We start from the raw sequence: 16912 nt of genomic DNA on the forward strand, positions 1-16912 counted from the left end.
TCAGAAGCCGGGGAGGAGGCTCACGACGAGGTCGATGAGCTTGATGCCGAGGAACGGCGCGATCACGCCGCCGAGGCCGTAGACGAGCAGGTTGCGCTGCAGGATCTGCGAGGCGCTCGCGGGGCGGTATGCCACCCCGCGCAGGGCGAGCGGGATGAGGAAGACGATCACGATCGCGTTGAAGATGATCGCGCTCGTGACCGCAGACGCGGGCGAGTGCAGCTGCATGATGTTGAGCGCCGCGAGCCCCGGGAACACCCCCATGAACATCGCCGGGATGATCGCGAAGTACTTGGCGATGTCGTTCGCGAGCGAGAACGTGGTCAGCGCGCCGCGCGTGATGAGGAGCTGCTTGCCGATGCGCACGATGTCGATGAGCTTGGTCGGGTCGGAGTCCAGGTCGACCATGTTCCCCGCCTCCTTCGCCGCCGACGTGCCCGTGTTCATCGCCACGCCCACGTCCGCCTGCGCGAGTGCCGGGGCGTCGTTGGTGCCGTCGCCGGTCATCGCGACCAGCCGCCCGCCCTGCTGCTCGCGGCGGATGAGATCGAGCTTGTCCTCGGGGGTGGCCTCGGCGAGGAAGTCGTCGACCCCGGCCTCCGCGGCGATGGCCTGCGCGGTGAGCGGGTTGTCTCCGGTGATCATGACCGTGCGGATGCCCATGCTGCGCAGCTCGTCGAAGCGCTCGCGCAGGCCGTCCTTCACGATGTCCTTGAGGTGCACGACGCCCAGCACGCGCCCGTCCTCGCCGGTGGCGCGCACCGCCACGACCAGGGGTGTGCCGCCGCTTCTCGCGACACCGTCGGTGAGGGAGGTCAGCTCGGCGTCGGTCCCGCGGCCCAGCCAGGCCGACACCGCGGAGCCGGCCCCCTTGCGGATCTCGGTGCCGTCGGCGAGGTCGAGTCCGCTCATGCGGGTCTGCGCGGTGAACGGCACGACCACGGCGTCCTCCGGCGCCTCCACCCGGAGGCCGCGCGCGGTGGCCAGTTCGACGATCGAGGCGCCCTCGGGCGTGGGGTCGGCCAGGGACGACAGGGCGGCGACCCGCAGCAGCTCCTCCGCGTCGACGCCCGTCAGCGGCAGCACCTCGTGCGCGCGCCGGTTGCCGTACGTGATCGTGCCCGTCTTGTCGAGCAGCAGCGTGGTCACGTCTCCCGCGGCCTCGACCGCGCGGCCCGACATCGCCAGCACGTTGCGCTGCACGAGGCGGTCCATCCCGGCGATGCCGATGGCCGACAGTAGCGCGCCGATGGTGGTCGGGATGAGGCAGACGAGCAGAGCGATCAGCACCGGGATGCTCACCGGGGAGGCGGCGTACGAGGCGATCGGGTTCAGCGCCAGCACCACCACGACGAACACAATCGACAGGCTCGCGAGGAGGATGTTCAACGCGATCTCGTTCGGGGTGCGCTGACGGCTCGCGCCCTCGACCAGCGCGATCATGCGGTCGACGAAGGTCTCACCGGGCTTCGACGTGATGCGCACCACGATGCGGTCGGACAGCACCCGGGTGCCGCCCGTGACGGCGCTGCGGTCGCCGCCGGACTCGCGGATGACCGGGGCGCTCTCGCCCGTGATCGCCGACTCGTCGACGGTCGCGATCCCCGCCACGATGTCGCCGTCGCCCGGGATCAGCTCGCCCGCGGTCACGATCACGACGTCGTCGCGCTGCAGCTCCGCCGACGACACCTCCACGGTCTCGGCGCGCTCGGCCGCGGGATCCGCCGCGGGATCGTGGCGCACCACGCGGCGGGCCATCGTGCTGGTGCGGGTCTTGCGCAGGCTCGCGGCCTGCGCCTTGCCCCGGCCCTCCGCGACCGACTCGGCCACGTTCGCGAACAGCACCGTGAGCCACAGCCACACCGCGATGCCCCACGTGAACGCGAGCGGCACCGGCGAGCCACCGGAGTCGGCCGGTCCGCCCAGGAAGGGCTCCGCGATCGCGAGCACGGTCGTGAAGGCCGCACCCACCCAGACGAGCAGCATCACGGGGTTGCGCACGAGCGTGGCGGGGTTGAGCTTGCGGACGGCGCCGGGCAGCGCCTGCACGAGCTGCGACCAGCCGAACGACCGCGGTGTCGCAGCGGGGGCGGGGGCCGCGGCGCTCTCGGGCGCGGACGGCGTGGTGAGGAGGGTCATGTCAGAGTCCTTCGGCGAGCGGTCCCAGTGCGAGCACGGGGAAGTAGGTGAGGGCGGTGACCACGACGGTCACCGTGAGGAGCAGGCCGACGAACTGCGGCCGGTGGGTGGGCAGGGTCCCGGTCGTGGCGGGGATGCGCTCCTGCGCCGCGAACGACCCGGCGAGCGCGAGCACCAGCACGATCGGCAGGAAGCGGCCGAGCAGCATCGCCACGCCCAGGGCCGTGTTGAACCACGGGGTGTTCGCGGTGAGCCCGGCGAAGGCGGAGCCGTTGTTGTTCGCGGCCGAGGTGAAGGCGTACAGCACCTCGCTCATGCCGTGCACGCCCGGGTTGAGGATGCTCGTGGACTCCACGTCGTCCCGGATGCCGGGGATCGCGAAGCTCAGGGCCGTGCCGCCGAGGACGAGCGCCGGGACCACGAGGATGTACAGGCTCGCGAGCGTCATCTCCCGCGGGCCGATGCGCTTGCCGAGCCACTCCGGCGTGCGGCCGACCAGCAGCCCGCCCACGAAGACCGCGACGATCGCGAGCACCAGCATGCCGTACAGCCCCGAGCCCACCCCGCCGGGGGCGACCTCGCCGAGCATCATGTTCAGCATCGGCATCATGCCCCCGAGCGCCGTGTACGAGTCGTGCATCGAGTTGACGGCGCCCGTCGAGGTGAGCGTGCTGGCACTGCCGAACAGCGTCGAACCGAGGATCCCGAAGCGCAGCTCCTTGCCCTCCGTCGCGGCTCCCGCGAGCTCGGGTGCGGCGCCCCGGCCGGCGAGCTCCAGTGCCGAGAGGGCGACCGTCGAGGCGAGGAAGATCGTGCCCATCACGGCGACGATCGCGTAGCCCTGGCGGTGGTCGCCCACCAGGCGGCCGTAGGTGCGCGGCAGCGCGAACGGGATCACCAGGATCAGCAGCACCTCGATCAGGTTCGTCCACCCGGTGGGGTTCTCGAACGGGTGGGCGGAGTTCGCGTTGAAGAAGCCGCCGCCGTTCGTGCCGAGCAGCTTGATGGCCTCCTGCGACGCGACGGGTCCGCCGGGGATCGTCTGCGCGCCCCCGGACACCGTGGTCACGTCGGTGAAGCCCGCGAAGTTCTGGATCACGCCGCCGACCAGCAGGGCGACCGCGCCGATCAGCGCGAGCGGCAGCAGCAGCCGCCCGAGCCCGCGGGTCAGGTCGACCCAGAAGTTGCCGATCGTCGCGGAGCCGCGGCGGGACAGACCCCGCACCAGCGCGAGCGCGACCGTGAGGCCGACCGCCGCCGACACGAAGTTCTGTACCGTGAGGCCGGCCAGCTGCACGGTGTAGCCCATGGTCTGCTCGGGCGAGTACGACTGCCAGTTCGTGTTCGCGACGAACGACGCGGCCGTGTTGAACGCGAGGCCCTCGGGCACGGCGGGGAGCCCGAGCGACTCCGGCAGGAACGCCTGCAGCCGCTGCAGCGCGTAGACGAGCACGAGGCCCACGAGCGAGAACAGCAGCACGCTCCGGGCGTACGCGCGCCAGGTCTGCTCCGAGCGCGGGTCGACCCCGATCACGCGGTACAGCCCGCGCTCCACCCGCAGGTCCTTCGCGGAGGTGTAGACGTGGGCGATGTAGTCGCCGAGGGGGCGGTAGAGCAGCACGAGCACGACCACGACGGCCGCGACCTGGAGCACCCCGAACAGGATCGTCGCGTCCATCAGAACCGCTCCGGGGCGACCAGGGCGACGACGAGGTACACGATCGCGGCGACGGCCAGCACCGCGGCGATGATCTCGAACACGATCATGCGCGGTCCACCGCCTTCGCGACGAGGGACACGAGGGCGAACAGCGCGAGGGTCAGCGCGAGGTAGATGATGTCGAGCACGACCCCGATCCAACTCCCGGGCGTCGCCGCCTCCGTCGATCCTCACGGTTCCCCTACGCCACGTCCGCCGATGCATGCGGCTTTCTCACGGTGGGCCCTATGCTCGCGAGGTGGGGACGCGCGGACACCGGATCAGGCCAGGGGCCGTGCTGGTGCTCGCCCTCGTCGCGGTCGCGGCGGTCTGCGTCGTCACCGGGTTCCTGCCGAGCGACGACGCCGAGGCGCTCGGGCTGCGGACCGCTCCGGTGCTGGGCTTCGTCGTCGCGATCACGATCGTCGCGGAGCTCGCGCGGGACGCGGCGGTGTTCGACGTGGTCTCGCAGCGGCTCGCCCGGTGGGGTCGGGGCAGGGTGGCGCTGCTGTGGCTGCTCGTGATCGCGCTCGCGGTGGTGAGCACGGTCTTCCTGTCGCTCGACACGACGGCGGTGATCGTCACGCCCGTGGTGGTGGTGCTCGCGCAGAGCATCGGTGTCCCGCCGATCCCGTTCGCGCTGGCGACCGTCTGGCTCGCGAACACGGCCTCGCTGGCCCTCCCGGTGTCGAACCTCACGAACCTGCTCGCGGCGCGTCAGATCGGCGACGGGCCCGCCGCGTTCGTCGCGCTGAGCTGGGCGCCGACCCTCGTCGGCATCCTCGTCCCCGTGCTGCTGCTCACCCTCGTGCACCGGCGCACCGTGTTCTCGCGCTACCGCACGCCCCCGCCCCGGCGCCCCGCCGATCCGGTGCTGTTCTGGACCGCGACGGGCGTGCTCGTGGTGCTCATGCCCGCGCTCGCCCTGAGCCACGACGTGTGGATCCCGGCGACGGTCGCGGCGGTCGCGCTCGTGGCGGTGTTCGCGGTGCGGCGGCGCAGGGCGCTGCGGTGGGGACTGGTGCCCTGGCAGGCGGTCGCGCTGGCCGCCGCGCTGTTCGTGCTGGTGGAGACGCTGCACGCGCGGGGAGCGCTCGACGTGCTCACCGCGCCGATCGCGGGCGACGGGTTCGGTGACCTCCTGCGGCTCGCGGCGCTCGGTGCCGTGAGCGCCAACGCCATCAACAACCTCCCCGCCTACCTCGTGCTCGAGCCCGCGGCGGGCGACCCCGTCGCGCTCATGGCGCTGCTGATCGGCGTGAACCTCGGCCCGCTGATCACGCCGTGGGCCTCGCTCGCGACGCTGCTGTGGCACCACCGCATCACCGCGCTCGGCGTGGAGATCCGCTGGAGCCGCTTCATGGCGTGGGGGACGGTGGCGGCGGTGCCCACGGTGATCGCCGCGGTCGCCGTGCTGGCCCTCGTCGCCGGCTAGTGCCGGGGGTCAGCTCCCTACCGGCCACTCCTCGGCGAGCAGACCGTAGTTCATGCCGTCGAGCCACTCGCCCGAGCGGTGCAGGGCGGTCTTGCGGCTGTGCTCCTCGCGGCGCATGCCGAGCCGCTCCATGAGCCGCCAGGAGGGCTCGTTGTCGGCGAAGCAGCCGGCGTGCACGCGGCGCAGGCCGAGCGGGCCGAAGCACACCTCGATCGCCGCCCGCACCGCCTCGGTCGCATAGCCGCGGCCCGTGGAGGCGGGGTCGAGCACCCAGCCGAGCTCGGCCTCCACGCCCTTCGCGCGCTCGGCGACCTCAAGCTGCGCCCAGGCGTCCTCGATGCGGATCATGAGGTCGCCGATGGGGGTGGGGGCGTCACCCTCGTGCTCGGGCAGGCGCTCGATCAGGTACAGCGACGCCAGTCGGGCGGGCTCGAGGTGGCGCTCGCGGAACGCCTCGATCGTGTCGGGCGCGAGGCCCAACCAGCGGTTCACCTCGGGCAGGCGTCGCCACCCCCACATCGCGTCGAGATCGTCGGGGGTGCACGGACGCAGCTGCAGCCGGGGGGTGCGGACGGGCCAGGGAACGCCTTCGGTCATGCCCTCAGCCTAGGGCGGGCTCCGCGCCGCGCGGCCCCGGACTGCCGGGTGCGTACGGCGAGGGCCGCGCAGGCGATCACGGCGAGTCCTCCCGCGACCGTGGGCCAGCCGATCTGCTCGTGCAGCAGCAACCCCGCCCACGCGATACCCATCACCGGCTGCACGAGCTGGATCTGGCTCACCTGCGCCATCGGCCCGATCGCGAGTCCGCGGTACCAGGCGAAGAAGCCGAGGAACATGCTGACCGCGGCGAGGTACGCGAACGCGAGCCACTGCACGGGCGTCGCGGCGGGTGGCTGCGCGACCGCGGCGACGACAGCGAGCGCGGCCATCAGGGGAGCGGCGAGCACGAGCGCCCAGGAGATCGTCTGCCACGACCCGAGCTCGCGCGCGAGCAGGCCGCCCTCCGCGTAGCCGACGGCCGCGGCGAGCACGGCCCCGAAGAGCAGCAGGTCGGCGACGTGGAGGGTGCCGAGTCCCCCGCCCTGTGCCACGGCGAACACGACGGCACACGCGGCGCCGGCGGCCGCGAAGACCCAGAACGACCGCGCCGGCCTCTCTCCCGTGCGCACCACGACGGCGACGGCGGTGGCGGCGGGGAGCAGGCCGATCACGACCGCGGCGTGACTTCCGGGCGTCGTGGTGAGGGCGAAGGAGGTGAGGATCGGGAAGCCGACGACCACGCCGCCCGCGACGACCGCGAGGCGTGCCCACTGTCGGGCCGTGGGTGTGCGGGACCGCGCGAGAGTGAGCACGCCCGCGGCGAGGACGGCCGCGACCACGGCGCGCGCCGACCCGATGAACAGGGGCGACAACCCGCCGATCGCGACGCGGGTGAGGGGCAGCGTGAACGAGAAGGCGATGACCCCGAGAAGCCCCCAGCCGGGGCCGGCGTATCCGGATAGCACTGTCGGACGAAGGGCAGTAGCGCTACTCTGTTCTGTCATGGGTCAGGATAGCACCGAGCGCATCGTCCGCGGACTGCGAGCCTGGGTGGCGTCGGCCGCCCCCGGTGCCCGGCTCCCGTCCAGTCGTGCGCTCGTCGCCGAGTACGGGGCGAGCCCGGTCACGGTGCAGCGCGCCGTGCAGCAGCTCGCGCGCAGCGGTCTGATCGACACGCGGCCGGGGGTCGGCACGTTCGTCCGGGCCGCGCGGGCCCCCAGAGCGCTGGACCACAGCTGGCAGACCGCCGCGCTCGGCCCCGCCCCCATGCGCTCCTCTGGCCTCTCCGCGACGCAGCGCACCGCCGCCCCGGACGTCATCGGCCTGCACTCGGGCTATCCCTCGCCCGAGCTGCTGCCGGAGCGCCTGGTTCGGCAAGCGCTCGTCCGGGCGTCGCGCACCCCCGCCGCGGTGACGCGCTCCCCGGCCGCCGGTCTCCCCGAGCTCCAGGCATGGTTCGCCGCGGAGCTGGCGGCGACCGTCCCCTCCGGCATCGCGGCACCCTCACCCAGGGACGCGCTGGTCGTGGCCGGCAGCCAGAGCGGTCTCAGCTCGATCTTCCGGGCCGTCGTGGGCACCGGGCGGCCGCTGCTGATCGAGTCGCCCACGTATTGGGGTGCGCTGCTCGCGGCGGAGCAGGCGGGGGTCGCACTGGTGCCGATCTCTTCCGGACCCGCCGGCCCCGATCCGGACGAGGTGGAGCGGGCGTTCGCGCGGACGGGAGCGCGGGCGTTCTACGCCCAGCCGACGTTCGCGAATCCGAGCGGCGCACGCTGGTCCGTGGCGACGGGGGAGGCGGTGCTCGAGATCGTGCGGCGGCACGGGGCGTTCCTCATCGAGGACGACTGGGCGCACGACCTCGGCATCGACGCCGACGCGCATCCCCTCGCCGCGGCCGACGACGACGGACACGTGGTGTACGTGCGCTCGCTCACCAAGAGCGTCTCGCCCGCGCTGCGCGTGGCGGCGGTGATCGCCCGAGGCCCGGCGCGCGAGCGGATCCTCGTGGACCGGGCTGCCGAGGGCATGTACGTGAGCGGGCTGCTGCAGGCCGCGGCGCTCGACGTGGTGACGCAGCCGGCCTGGCGCACGCACCTGCGCGGATTCCGCGAACAGCTGCGCACGCGCCGTGACCTGCTGGTGTCGAGCCTCGCAGCGCACGCGCCCGCGGTGACGGTGGAGAACGTGCCGGCGGGCGGCCTGAACCTGTGGGCGCGGCTGCCGGAGGGGACGGACGTCGGCCGGGTCGTGCGGGAGTGCGAGCTCCGCGGCCTGCTCATCGCCCCGGGCGGAGAGTGGTTCCCGGCGGAGCCCGCTGGCGCGTACGTGCGACTCACCTACGCGAACGCCGATCCCTCCCGGTACGCCGAGGCCGCGGGCATCCTCGGCGCCGTCGTCGACGGGTCCTGACTCCTCACTTCCGCGGCCAGAGCTTCCGGCGCAGCGCGGGGAACAGCAGGGCGACCGCGACGAGCAGGGAGATCGCGACGTTGAGCAGGAAGATCGGATTCTCCCCGGAGAGGAACTCGTAGACCACCGCGTTCCCGGCGGCGCTGATCACGGCGAGAGCCAGCACGAGATACATCGTTCTTCTCCCGTGGGCAGTGCGCGCGCTCATTTCACCCCTCCAGACTACCTCATATGACGACAGTGTGATCCGAAATGACTGCCATGGAGCATGGTAGGTGCGGCCTCGACCCGGCGCTCTCGGTTGAGCCGGCGCGCGCGGAACCCGCCGGACTCAGTCCGTCGAGGGGGGACCGGCGGGGCGGTGGGCGCGGCGGCCCGACACCACGACCGGGCGGCCGGCGCGCTCCTGGCCGGGAAGCGGGCGGGAGCGGCGACCGTAGATGAGCTCGGACGAGTCGAGCAGCCACGGCACCAGGGTGATCGAGACGCCGTGCACCAGCATGAGCTGGTTGGCCAGGCGTCGGGCCCGCCGATTGTGCAGGAACGACTCCCACCAGTGGCCCACGATGTACTGCGGAAGATAGACGGTCACGACCGAAGAGCCGTGCTTCTCGCGGTACTGGCGGATGAACTGCGTCACCGGCTGCGCGAACGAACGGTACGGCGACTCGACGATCACGAGGGGCACCGGCACGAGGTGCTCCGCCCACTCGCGCTGCAGCGCCGCCGCGTCGTCGGCCGACACCGCCACGTGCACCGCGAGGGTCTTGTCGTGCTTCGCGGCGATCGCGTAGTCGATGGCCTTCATGACAGGCTTCTGCAGGTGGTTCACGAGCACGATCGCGACGTCGCCCGACGCCCCGAAGCGGGTGGTGTCGTCGATCGCGATCTCGTGCTCCACGTCGCGGTAGTACCGCTTCACGCCGATCATGAGGAACGCGAGCACCGGGATCGCGAAGAACACCAGGTAGGCGCCGTGCGTGAACTTGGTGATGGTCACGATGACCAGCACCAGCACCGTGAGGGTCGCCCCGGCCGAGTTGATCAGCAGGCCCACCTTCGCCGAGCGGCGGTCGGTCGCCGCTGCGCCGTCTCGCGGTCCCGCGGCCGGTTCTCGCAGCACGCGTCGCCAGTGGCGCACCATGCCGATCTGCCCGAGCGAGAACGACACGAACACGCCGATGATGTACAGCTGGATCAGTGTCGTCAGCCGGGCCTGGAACACCACCAGCACCGCGATCGCCGCGATGCCGAGCAGGATCATGCCGTTCGAGAACACCAGGCGGTCGCCGCGGGTGTTGAGCGACTTGGGGGCGTAGCCGTCGCGCGCGAGCACCGCGCCCAGCAGCGGGAAGCCGTTGAAGGCCGTGTTCGCCGCGAGCAGCAGCACGCACGCGGTCGCCGCCTGCACGATGAAGAAGGGGATGCTGCCGCCGCCGAACGTCGCGGCCGCGATCTGCGCCATCAGGCTCGGCTGCGGCGTGGTGCAGTCGAAGCCGATCAGGTCGCACGGGTTCTCGGCGTAGTGCACGCCCGTGATGAGCGCGAGGGCGGTGAGGCCGGAGAACAGGCAGATCGCGATGGTGCCCATGAGCACGAGCGTGGACTGGGCGTTGCGCACCTTGGGCGCCCGGAACGCGGGCACGCCGTTCGACACGGCCTCGACGCCGGTGAGCGCGGAGCATCCGCTCGAGAACGCGCGCAGGATGAGGAGGATGACGGCCGCCTGGCTCAGGCTCTCCGCCTGCACGCTGAAGTCCGCGCTGGACGCGACGGGGGCGTCGCCGAAGACCGTGCGGATCAGGCCCGTGACGATCATGATGCCGACCGAGCCGATGAACACGTACGTCGGGATCGCGAACACCAGCGACGCCTCGCGCACGCCGCGCAGGTTCACGATGATGATGAGGATCACGAAGCCCACCGCGAGCTCGACGCGGAAGGGGTCGAGCCCCGGCACGGCCGAGATGATGTTGTCCACGCCCGAGGCGACCGACACCGCGACGGTCAGCACGTAGTCGACCAGGAGTGCCGCCGCGACGATCACGCCGGGGATCTCGCCGAGGTTCTTCGACGCGACCTCGTAGTCGCCGCCGCCCGAGGGGTAGGCCTTGATGAGCTGACGGTAGCTGAGCACCACCACGAGCAGCAGCACCACGACGGCGATCGCGACGAGCGGCGTGAACGACAGGAACGTGAGCCCGCCGATCAGCAGGATCATCACGAGCTCCTGCGGCGCGTAGGCCACCGAGCTCAGTGCGTCGGAGGCGAAGATCGGCAGCGCCATGCGCTTGGGGAGCAGCTGCTCGTCGACCTGCTCGCTCGTCAGCGGGTCGCCGATGAGGATGCGCTTCGCTCGCGGCGGCGCGTCCGCGCCGAGTCGGGTTTCTTCTGACACGTCCGGCGACACTACGCCCGCGCGCGGCGCCCTCACAAGATCCTTACGGAATCCCTACGGTCGCATTCCGCACCCTGACGGAATCCTTACGGGCACCGCGTAGCCTTGTTCTCCATGGGGGAGCAGGTCGTTCTGGGTGTCTTCGCGATCGCGATCGGAATGGCCGTCGGCATCGTGCTGTTCGTGCCGTTCGTCGCGATCAGCTACCGCCGCCGCGGGAGGCTCAGCTTCGGACGGACGATGCTGTGGCTCGCCGCCCTGATCTACTTCTGGGCGATCTGGACGTACACGCTGCTGCCTCTGCCCGACCCCGACGCGATCCGCTGCGTCGGCGCGATCATCGACCCGATGTCGGTCGTGCACGATCTGCAGCGCGCGTTCGCGTCTCCCCAGCCGTTGCGTCACCCGGCGTTCCTGCAGCTCGCCTTCAACGTGCTGCTGTTCCTCCCGCTCGGGACGTTCGTGCGGGTGCTGGCCGGCCGCGGGGTCGTGGTCGCCCTGCTCGCCGGTCTCGGGCTCTCGCTGCTGGTCGAGACCACGCAGCTGACCGGCGTGTGGGGACTGTACCCGTGCGCGTACCGGTTCTTCGACGTCGGCGACCTGATGACCAACACGATCGGCGCGGTCGTGGGCTGCACGCTCGCACTCGTCGTGCCGCGCGCCCTGCGCGGCTCGCGCGCCGCCGCGGATGCGGATCAGCCGCGCGCGGTCACGCGCGGACGCCGGGCCCTGGCGATGCTGTGCGACGGTCTGGCGTACTTCTTCGTGAGCGCTGTCGTCGCCGTGACCGTGCAGCTCTGGCTCGCGTACGTCGTGGACGACCGGGCGGCGGTGCTCGACGGCGCTGCGTCGGAGCTGGTGAGCACGGTGGCCGCCTCGGGCCTGTGGCTCGTTCTGATCCTCGTCACCGGTCGCTCGGTCGGCGATGTCGCGGTGCAGCTGCGCTACACCGGCTCGCGCCTGCCGATGATGCTCGCGCGCCTGCTGCGGTGGGCGGGCGGCATCGGCGGCATCGGCGCGCTCGCCCTGCTCGGCTTCCCGTTCGACCTGATCTCTTCGGTGCTCTACCCGGTCGCGGTCGTGCTGCTGTTCACCACGCGTCGCGGCCGCGGGCTCCCCGGGCTCCTCTCCGGGCAGGACGTGGAGGACGCGCGGGAGCGGCAGGCGTCGGCGCCCGCCGCGTCGGCCTGACCGGTCGCCCTCCCCGCCGCCCGGTCGATCGCCCGCGGATCCGTGATCGACGACCCTCGTTCCCGGGACGCGGGACGGCGCAGAGTGACGGTGCGTCCGTCCGGGCGCCTTGAGCGAACAGGAGCCACCCATGACCGACACCGCCACCCGCCCCCGCGGACACCGACCACCCACCCGCCGCGGCGGCCGACTGTGGCTGCTCTGGGGTGTGGCCGCCGGCCTGCTCGGGGTCACCGCCACCGTGGTGTTCGACGTGCGACCGTGGTCGGAGGCCGACTACGCCCGCGGCGGCATCCTCTCCGCGGCGGCCGAAGACATGCCGGCGCTCGACCCCGTGGGCAACAAGATCGGCTTTCTGCTCGGCTTCGCAGCCGTGGCGTGCCTCCTGGTGCTGCACGGAGCCTGGCGCGTGCGAGTGGAACGGGGATCCACCTCGGTCGCGGCGCGCGTGTTCTCCGCGGGACTCGTGACCTCGGCCGCCGGGCTCACGTTCGGCTACGCGTGGAAGGGGACGCTCGGGCTGTATGGCCACGGCGGCCCGGAGTTCGGCAGCTTCGGCGACGAGGGTCTGCTGGTGTTCTACGCGCTCACCGACTTCGGCGCGTTCATCCCGTGGTTCGGTGTGCTCGTGTCACTGGCCGCGCTCGCCGCCATGGCCTGGTTCGAGCGATCGGCCTCGCGGGTCCTCGGGACGCTGTTGGGTGCCCTGGTGCTGCTGATCGCGGCGGGGTACATCCTCACCGGCGTCCCGGGGCTCGCCGGGCCGGTCGGTGGCCTCGGGCTCGCGTTCGCCTCGCTGTGGATGCTGCTGGGGCGCCGCGGGGTCTCGTCCGGGGACACCGCGACGGACCGGGCGGCTGCCACCGGCACCCCGCTGCCCGGCAGGTCGTGACGGCGGGCCTCAGCCGGGGCTGACCGCGGCGGCGTGCACGCTCACCCGGGTGCCGCCGCCCGGCGGTCGGTCCCAGCCCACGCGGAACCCCGCCTCGTCCGCCCACTCCCGCATCGACGCGAGCCCCACGCCGGCCCCTCGACGATCGGGGAGCCCGCGGCCGTCGTCCTGCACGCACAGCAGCCGCTCGCCGGGGCCGCCGAGCGTGACCACCACCTCGCGCGCGCCGGCGTGCCGCACGGCGTTGAGCAGTGCCTCCGCGGCGATGCGCAGCAGGATGCCCGCACGGGCGGGGTCGAGATCGGGGTCGGCACCCGGAACGAGACGCACGGCCGCCCCCGCCGCGCCCAGTGCGGACACCAGGCGCCGCAGCTCGCCGTCGAGGTCGTGCACCGGGGTCGTGCCGCCGCGGGCGAGCCGGGCGAGGGTCGCCGTCTGCGCCTCCAGCAGCTCGGCGACGCGGGCGGCCGTCTCCTCCGCCGCCGCCCGGTCACCCCGTGCGAGCAGGTTGGTGGCCGCGGCGAGCGAGAACCCCGCTCCGGACAGCGCGGGCCCGAGCCCGTCGTGCAGCTCCCGGCGCAGCGCCCGTCGTTCCGCGTGCTGCGCCTCCGCCGCCGTCCGCCGTGCCTCGGCGAGGGCGGTCGATGCCTCCGCGAGCCGCACGACCACGCCGATCACCGGGCCCAGATCCGCGATCGCCTCGGTGGTCCTGCGCCCGACGGGCACCCCGTCGACCTCCCCGGTCACCTCCAGCACGACACCGGGGTCGCCGTCCACCGCGAAGGCCGTGGTCGTGCCGCGGGGATCCCCCACCACGACGTCCGTGGTGCCGAGGTGCTCGCCGTCACCGCCCGCGTCGTCCGCCGCGACCCGGAGGCGCACCGAACCGAGGCGCAGCGTGGCCCGCAGCGCCGTCGCCAGGGCGCGCAGGCCGTCCGCGCCGGTGGCGATCTCGCCCACCTCCGCCCCCAGCGTGTCCACGAGCCGCTCGGGCGCCCCGGCGTCGCCGTACACGAGGCGGTCGACCCGCCGGCGGATGAGGCGCCGCATCGGCAGCAGCCCGATCGCGACCAGCGCCGCGGTGGCGAACACGGCCAGTGGCGTCGGAGGGCCGACCGTCTCCATCGCTGTCACGATCAGCAGGTAGCCCGTCGCGGCGAGCACCGCCAGGATGCTGGTCGTGAGCACCGTGCTCACTGTCACGTCGACGCCGCGCAGCCGATGCTGCAGACCCATCACGAGCACCGCCGATGGATAGAAGATCTGCCCGACGATGGGCGCGATGGTGCCGAACACCCACAGCGGGGCTGCGAGCTGGAGCGAGGCGGGCAGCACCGTGACCACGTAGGAGGCAGTCAGGAACACATGCCCGACCAGCAGCCAGATCAGGGCGTACCGCTGCGACCGCGGTGACCGGAGTGCCCGCTTCAGCACGATCACGGCGACCGCGGTCGAGGCGCACAGCGTCACGGCGGCCGCGGCCCCGTAGGCGCCGGGCAGCATCGCCTGGTACCACGGCCAGTCCGGGGCGAGCGGGTTGTCGAGCGGTCCGGCGCCCTGCTGGGTGAGGGACGCGACGGTGGCCACGCCGGCCGCCGTCACCACGAGACACAGCAGCCCACGGTCGAGGGCGGCGCGCCGGCCGGGGAGCAGCAGCAGCGGCACGACCGCGGTCAGGAAGGTGCCGGGGACGAACGCCCAGCCGCCCGCGTAGGCGAGCAGTGCGCCCCCGGGCAGCCCGCCGCTCTCCACCGCCAAGAGGCCGTACTGCACGCCGAACGCGGCGAGCCCCGAGCCCACGGCGTGCACCGCGAGCAGCACGGCGACCGGCTGCGGACGACGCACCAGGAGCACCGCGGCCAGGGGCGCGTACACCGCCGCGACCGTGAGGCCGATGTCGTCGAACCGGGCCTGCGCGGCCGGCGGGGCCGGAGAGAGGAAGGTGCCGGCGACGGGGGCCGCCGGGAGCTCGAACCGCCACGCCAGCAGGATCGACGCGGCCGCCAGACCCCAGGCGCTCGCGAGCACCGCGACCCCCGCGAGGCGCCGAGCACCGCCGCCTGTCATGCGGGCACCGCCGTCACCGTGACCGCGCGGCGCCCGGTCGGCTCCTCCCCGGGCACGCGCTCGGCGACCCTGGCGTGCAGCGCCCGCACGATCGGGTCGACCCGCACCGCGGCCCCTACCACCCGCAGCACCGCGCGGTCGGCGGGGCCCACCGTGACCTCGATCCGCTCGACCCCGCCCTCCCGGCGGGCACGCAGCATCGCCTCAGCGACCAGGTGGTACAGGTGCTCGGGGTGTTCGGGCGCCCGCCGCACCTCGGCGTGCAGCGCCGGCTCCGGAAAGCGCGCGGCGAGTTCGCTCAGCGCGCCGGTCAGGTCGCCGGCGTCGAGCGCCCCGGGCAGCAGGGTGCGGGCGAGGTCGCGCACCTCGGTGGTCGCCGCCTGCAGTGCGGCCGAGGCATCACGCAGCACGAGGTCGGGTCGCGGAGAGTCCGGGAGCGCGCGCAGGGCCCGGCGCACCCGGGCGAGCACGGGCTCGAGTCCTGCCTCGATCTCGGCCCGCGCGAACCGCCGCTCGCTGGCCGCGATCCGCCGCGCGCCGTCTCTGGCCACGCGCAGACCCTCGTCGGCGTCGGCCAGCAGCACCGCCACGCTCAGCACCCCGCCGATGCGGCGCAGCGCGGCGAGGCTGCGCGGCTCCACGCGCCGACCGGAGGTGCCGCTCACCTCCACCGTCCCGCACGCGCCGCCGGCCGCGAGCAGGGCGACCACCTCCCGCGTTGCGGGATCGAGCGTGCCGGCCTGTCCGTGGGAGTGCTCGGGGCCGGAGGAGGCGATCGCGACCCCGCCGAGGCGGAGCGACCGGCGCAGCGCTTCGGCCAGCACCTCCAGCGACGCGCGGCCGCTGCCGCCGCCCGCCTCCGTGCTCACGGTGCGCAGCAGTGCACGCGGCTCGGCGGAGCGGCCGTACAGCAGCTGGTCAACGGCGCGCTGCACGCCGCGGCGCACGGGCTCCGCGCCGACCGCGATCAGCACGACGGCGACCATGCCCGCGCTCGTGGGCGGCAGTGGCGCGAGCTGCGCGATCGTCGCGGCGACCGCACCGTAGGCGGCCAGCAGGGCGGACACCAGGAGCACTCCGACCGCGAACCGGGCCCGCGCCGGCTCCACGGCGTCGGGGGCGCGGGCGATCGCGGTGAGCACGAACGAGGCCGCAGCGAACAGCACGCACGCGGGCAGCACGGCCGCGGCGAACGCGGTGCCGAGCAGGGAGCCGCCGCCGTCCGTCGCGACCGTGAAGCCGCCCACGCCGCACAGCAGCAGGGCGAAGTGGGCGATCGCGAGCCATACGGCCGCCTCCCGGTCGGGGGAGGAGCGTCGCCGGGCGACCCACAGGATCGTCGCACCCGACCACAGCGCCAGCGCCAGCCAGACGATCCACAGGGCGGCCGTGAACGGAAGCGGCGTCCCGCGGTCCAGCTCCACGGCGCTCGACACCGCGAGGGCCGTGGACAGTGCGGCGCCCGCCGCGAGCAGCGTACGGGCGTGGAGCAGCACCGCCGCCCCCAGCGCCCCGGCGACCGTGAGACCACCGGGCATCCACGCCACGCCCAGCAGGTCGAGCCACAGCCCGCCGTCGACCCCGGCCGCGCGCAGTCCCGCCGCAAGCGTGGCCGCCCCACCGCCCACCCCCGTCGTGGCGAGGGTGAGCGGGAGCAGGGGGCCGCCGCGACCGCCGTGACCGCCGCGGACGGGCAGGAGTGCGGCCGCACCGCCGAACGCCAGGGCGGCGCTGAGCGTGCCGACGGCCTCGATGCCGCCGGACGAGTGCAGGCACAGCAGCGCACCGATCAGCGCGGGACCCCACGACGCCAGCAGGAGCGCAGCCGTCGTCGCCACTCCGAGCACGCGCGAGGGTCCGTGCGCTCGCGCCGTGGGGGCGGCGGCTCCGCTCATCGGCGCTCCTCTCCGAGCCTCAGTGTGCCGGAGGGGGCGCGGCCTGACCAGGGTCGCGGGGCGTCCCGGGGCGGATCTCCCGGGCGGTCGGGACACGGTGCCCTCGGAGCCGGGACGCAGGGACCCCTAGCGTCGGTGGCGGTGGAGGACACCGTGCCGACGCGGGTCGGCAGGAGGAGGGGACCATGCGCGGTCGATCGGGTCGACGAGCGCACGAGGGGACCGGGTCGCGGTCGCCGCAGCGGGAT

13 protein-coding genes are annotated in these 16912 nt (G+C 73.4%); 4 read left to right on the forward strand and 9 right to left on the reverse strand.

Annotation, left to right across the window (positions count from 1 at the left end; translation table 11 throughout):
• Genes kdpB through ACFV3I_RS03540 form a run of 3 tightly spaced genes read right to left on the reverse strand, consistent with a single transcriptional unit; the run spans position 1 to position 3906 of the window.
• Positions 1-2139 carry a potassium-transporting ATPase subunit KdpB gene (kdpB, locus tag ACFV3I_RS03530; RefSeq protein WP_378803256.1) on the reverse strand — a complete coding sequence of 713 codons (2139 nt, stop codon included), beginning with the start codon at positions 2137-2139 and terminating at the stop codon, positions 1-3.
• A gap of 1 nt (position 2140) precedes the next feature.
• Positions 2141-3817 (reverse strand): potassium-transporting ATPase subunit KdpA, encoded by a 1677-nt coding sequence (gene kdpA, locus ACFV3I_RS03535; protein WP_378822379.1) that lies wholly within the window; start codon positions 3815-3817, stop codon positions 2141-2143.
• Complete coding sequence (locus ACFV3I_RS03540; RefSeq protein ID WP_136032743.1) at positions 3817-3906, reverse strand: potassium-transporting ATPase subunit F; 90 nt, start codon at positions 3904-3906, stop codon at positions 3817-3819. The genes kdpA and ACFV3I_RS03540 overlap by 1 nt, the downstream gene beginning before the upstream one ends.
• Before the next feature lie 190 nt (positions 3907-4096).
• On the opposite strand from ACFV3I_RS03540, the gene ACFV3I_RS03545 reads away from it, so the two are divergent.
• Positions 4097-5272 carry an SLC13 family permease gene (locus tag ACFV3I_RS03545; protein WP_378822380.1) on the forward strand — a complete coding sequence of 392 codons (1176 nt, stop codon included), beginning with the start codon at positions 4097-4099 and terminating at the stop codon, positions 5270-5272.
• 9 nt (positions 5273-5281) lie between these two features.
• Here ACFV3I_RS03545 and ACFV3I_RS03550 read toward each other — a convergent pair whose 3' ends face one another.
• Positions 5282-5869, reverse strand: a complete 588-nt coding sequence (locus ACFV3I_RS03550; protein WP_136032747.1) for a GNAT family N-acetyltransferase — start codon at positions 5867-5869, stop codon at positions 5282-5284.
• Positions 5866-6816: a DMT family transporter gene (locus ACFV3I_RS03555; protein ID WP_378822381.1), complete on the reverse strand. Its 951-nt coding sequence runs from the start codon at positions 6814-6816 to the stop codon at positions 5866-5868. Before ACFV3I_RS03555 ends, ACFV3I_RS03550 begins: the two co-directional genes overlap by 4 nt.
• Between ACFV3I_RS03555 and ACFV3I_RS03560 the strand changes: the two genes are divergently transcribed.
• The gene (locus tag ACFV3I_RS03560; RefSeq protein ID WP_378803260.1) at positions 6815-8221 is read left to right on the forward strand and encodes a PLP-dependent aminotransferase family protein; all 1407 of its coding nucleotides are present in this window, start codon (positions 6815-6817) and stop codon (positions 8219-8221) included. The two genes, ACFV3I_RS03555 and ACFV3I_RS03560, sit on opposite strands and share 2 nt — an antisense overlap.
• 4 nt (positions 8222-8225) lie before the next feature.
• Here the strand turns inward: ACFV3I_RS03560 and ACFV3I_RS03565 are convergent, their stop codons facing one another.
• Together ACFV3I_RS03565 and ACFV3I_RS03570 are read right to left on the reverse strand one after the other, a co-directional pair.
• Positions 8226-8396 carry a hypothetical protein gene (locus tag ACFV3I_RS03565; RefSeq protein WP_168443057.1) on the reverse strand — a complete coding sequence of 57 codons (171 nt, stop codon included), beginning with the start codon at positions 8394-8396 and terminating at the stop codon, positions 8226-8228.
• A gap of 156 nt (positions 8397-8552) precedes the next feature.
• A complete protein-coding gene (locus ACFV3I_RS03570; protein ID WP_378803850.1) occupies positions 8553-10508 on the reverse strand; it encodes an APC family permease in 1956 nt (651 codons plus the stop codon).
• Positions 10509-10733: 225 nt separating this feature from the next.
• On the opposite strand from ACFV3I_RS03570, the gene ACFV3I_RS03575 reads away from it, so the two are divergent.
• Both ACFV3I_RS03575 and ACFV3I_RS03580 read left to right on the forward strand, forming a co-directional pair.
• Positions 10734-11810, forward strand: coding sequence for a VanZ family protein (locus ACFV3I_RS03575; protein ID WP_378822382.1), 1077 nt, complete (start codon positions 10734-10736; stop codon positions 11808-11810).
• Between the two features lie 130 nt (positions 11811-11940).
• Positions 11941-12702 (forward strand): hypothetical protein, encoded by a 762-nt coding sequence (locus ACFV3I_RS03580; RefSeq protein ID WP_247638214.1) that lies wholly within the window; start codon positions 11941-11943, stop codon positions 12700-12702.
• Positions 12703-12711: 9 nt separating this feature from the next.
• Here ACFV3I_RS03580 and ACFV3I_RS03585 read toward each other — a convergent pair whose 3' ends face one another.
• Both ACFV3I_RS03585 and ACFV3I_RS03590 read right to left on the reverse strand, forming a co-directional pair.
• On the reverse strand, positions 12712-14769 hold the full coding sequence (locus tag ACFV3I_RS03585; protein ID WP_247638215.1) for an ATP-binding protein: 2058 nt from the start codon (positions 14767-14769) through the stop codon (positions 12712-12714).
• The gene (locus ACFV3I_RS03590) at positions 14766-16664 is read right to left on the reverse strand and encodes a hypothetical protein (RefSeq protein ID WP_247638216.1); all 1899 of its coding nucleotides are present in this window, start codon (positions 16662-16664) and stop codon (positions 14766-14768) included. Before ACFV3I_RS03590 ends, ACFV3I_RS03585 begins: the two co-directional genes overlap by 4 nt.
• Positions 16665-16912: the final 248 nt, after the last annotated feature.

The sequence above is a fragment of the Microbacterium sp. NPDC059771 genome (genome assembly GCF_042732495.1).
Taxonomy (GTDB): domain Bacteria; phylum Actinomycetota; class Actinomycetes; order Actinomycetales; family Microbacteriaceae; genus Microbacterium; species Microbacterium sufflavum.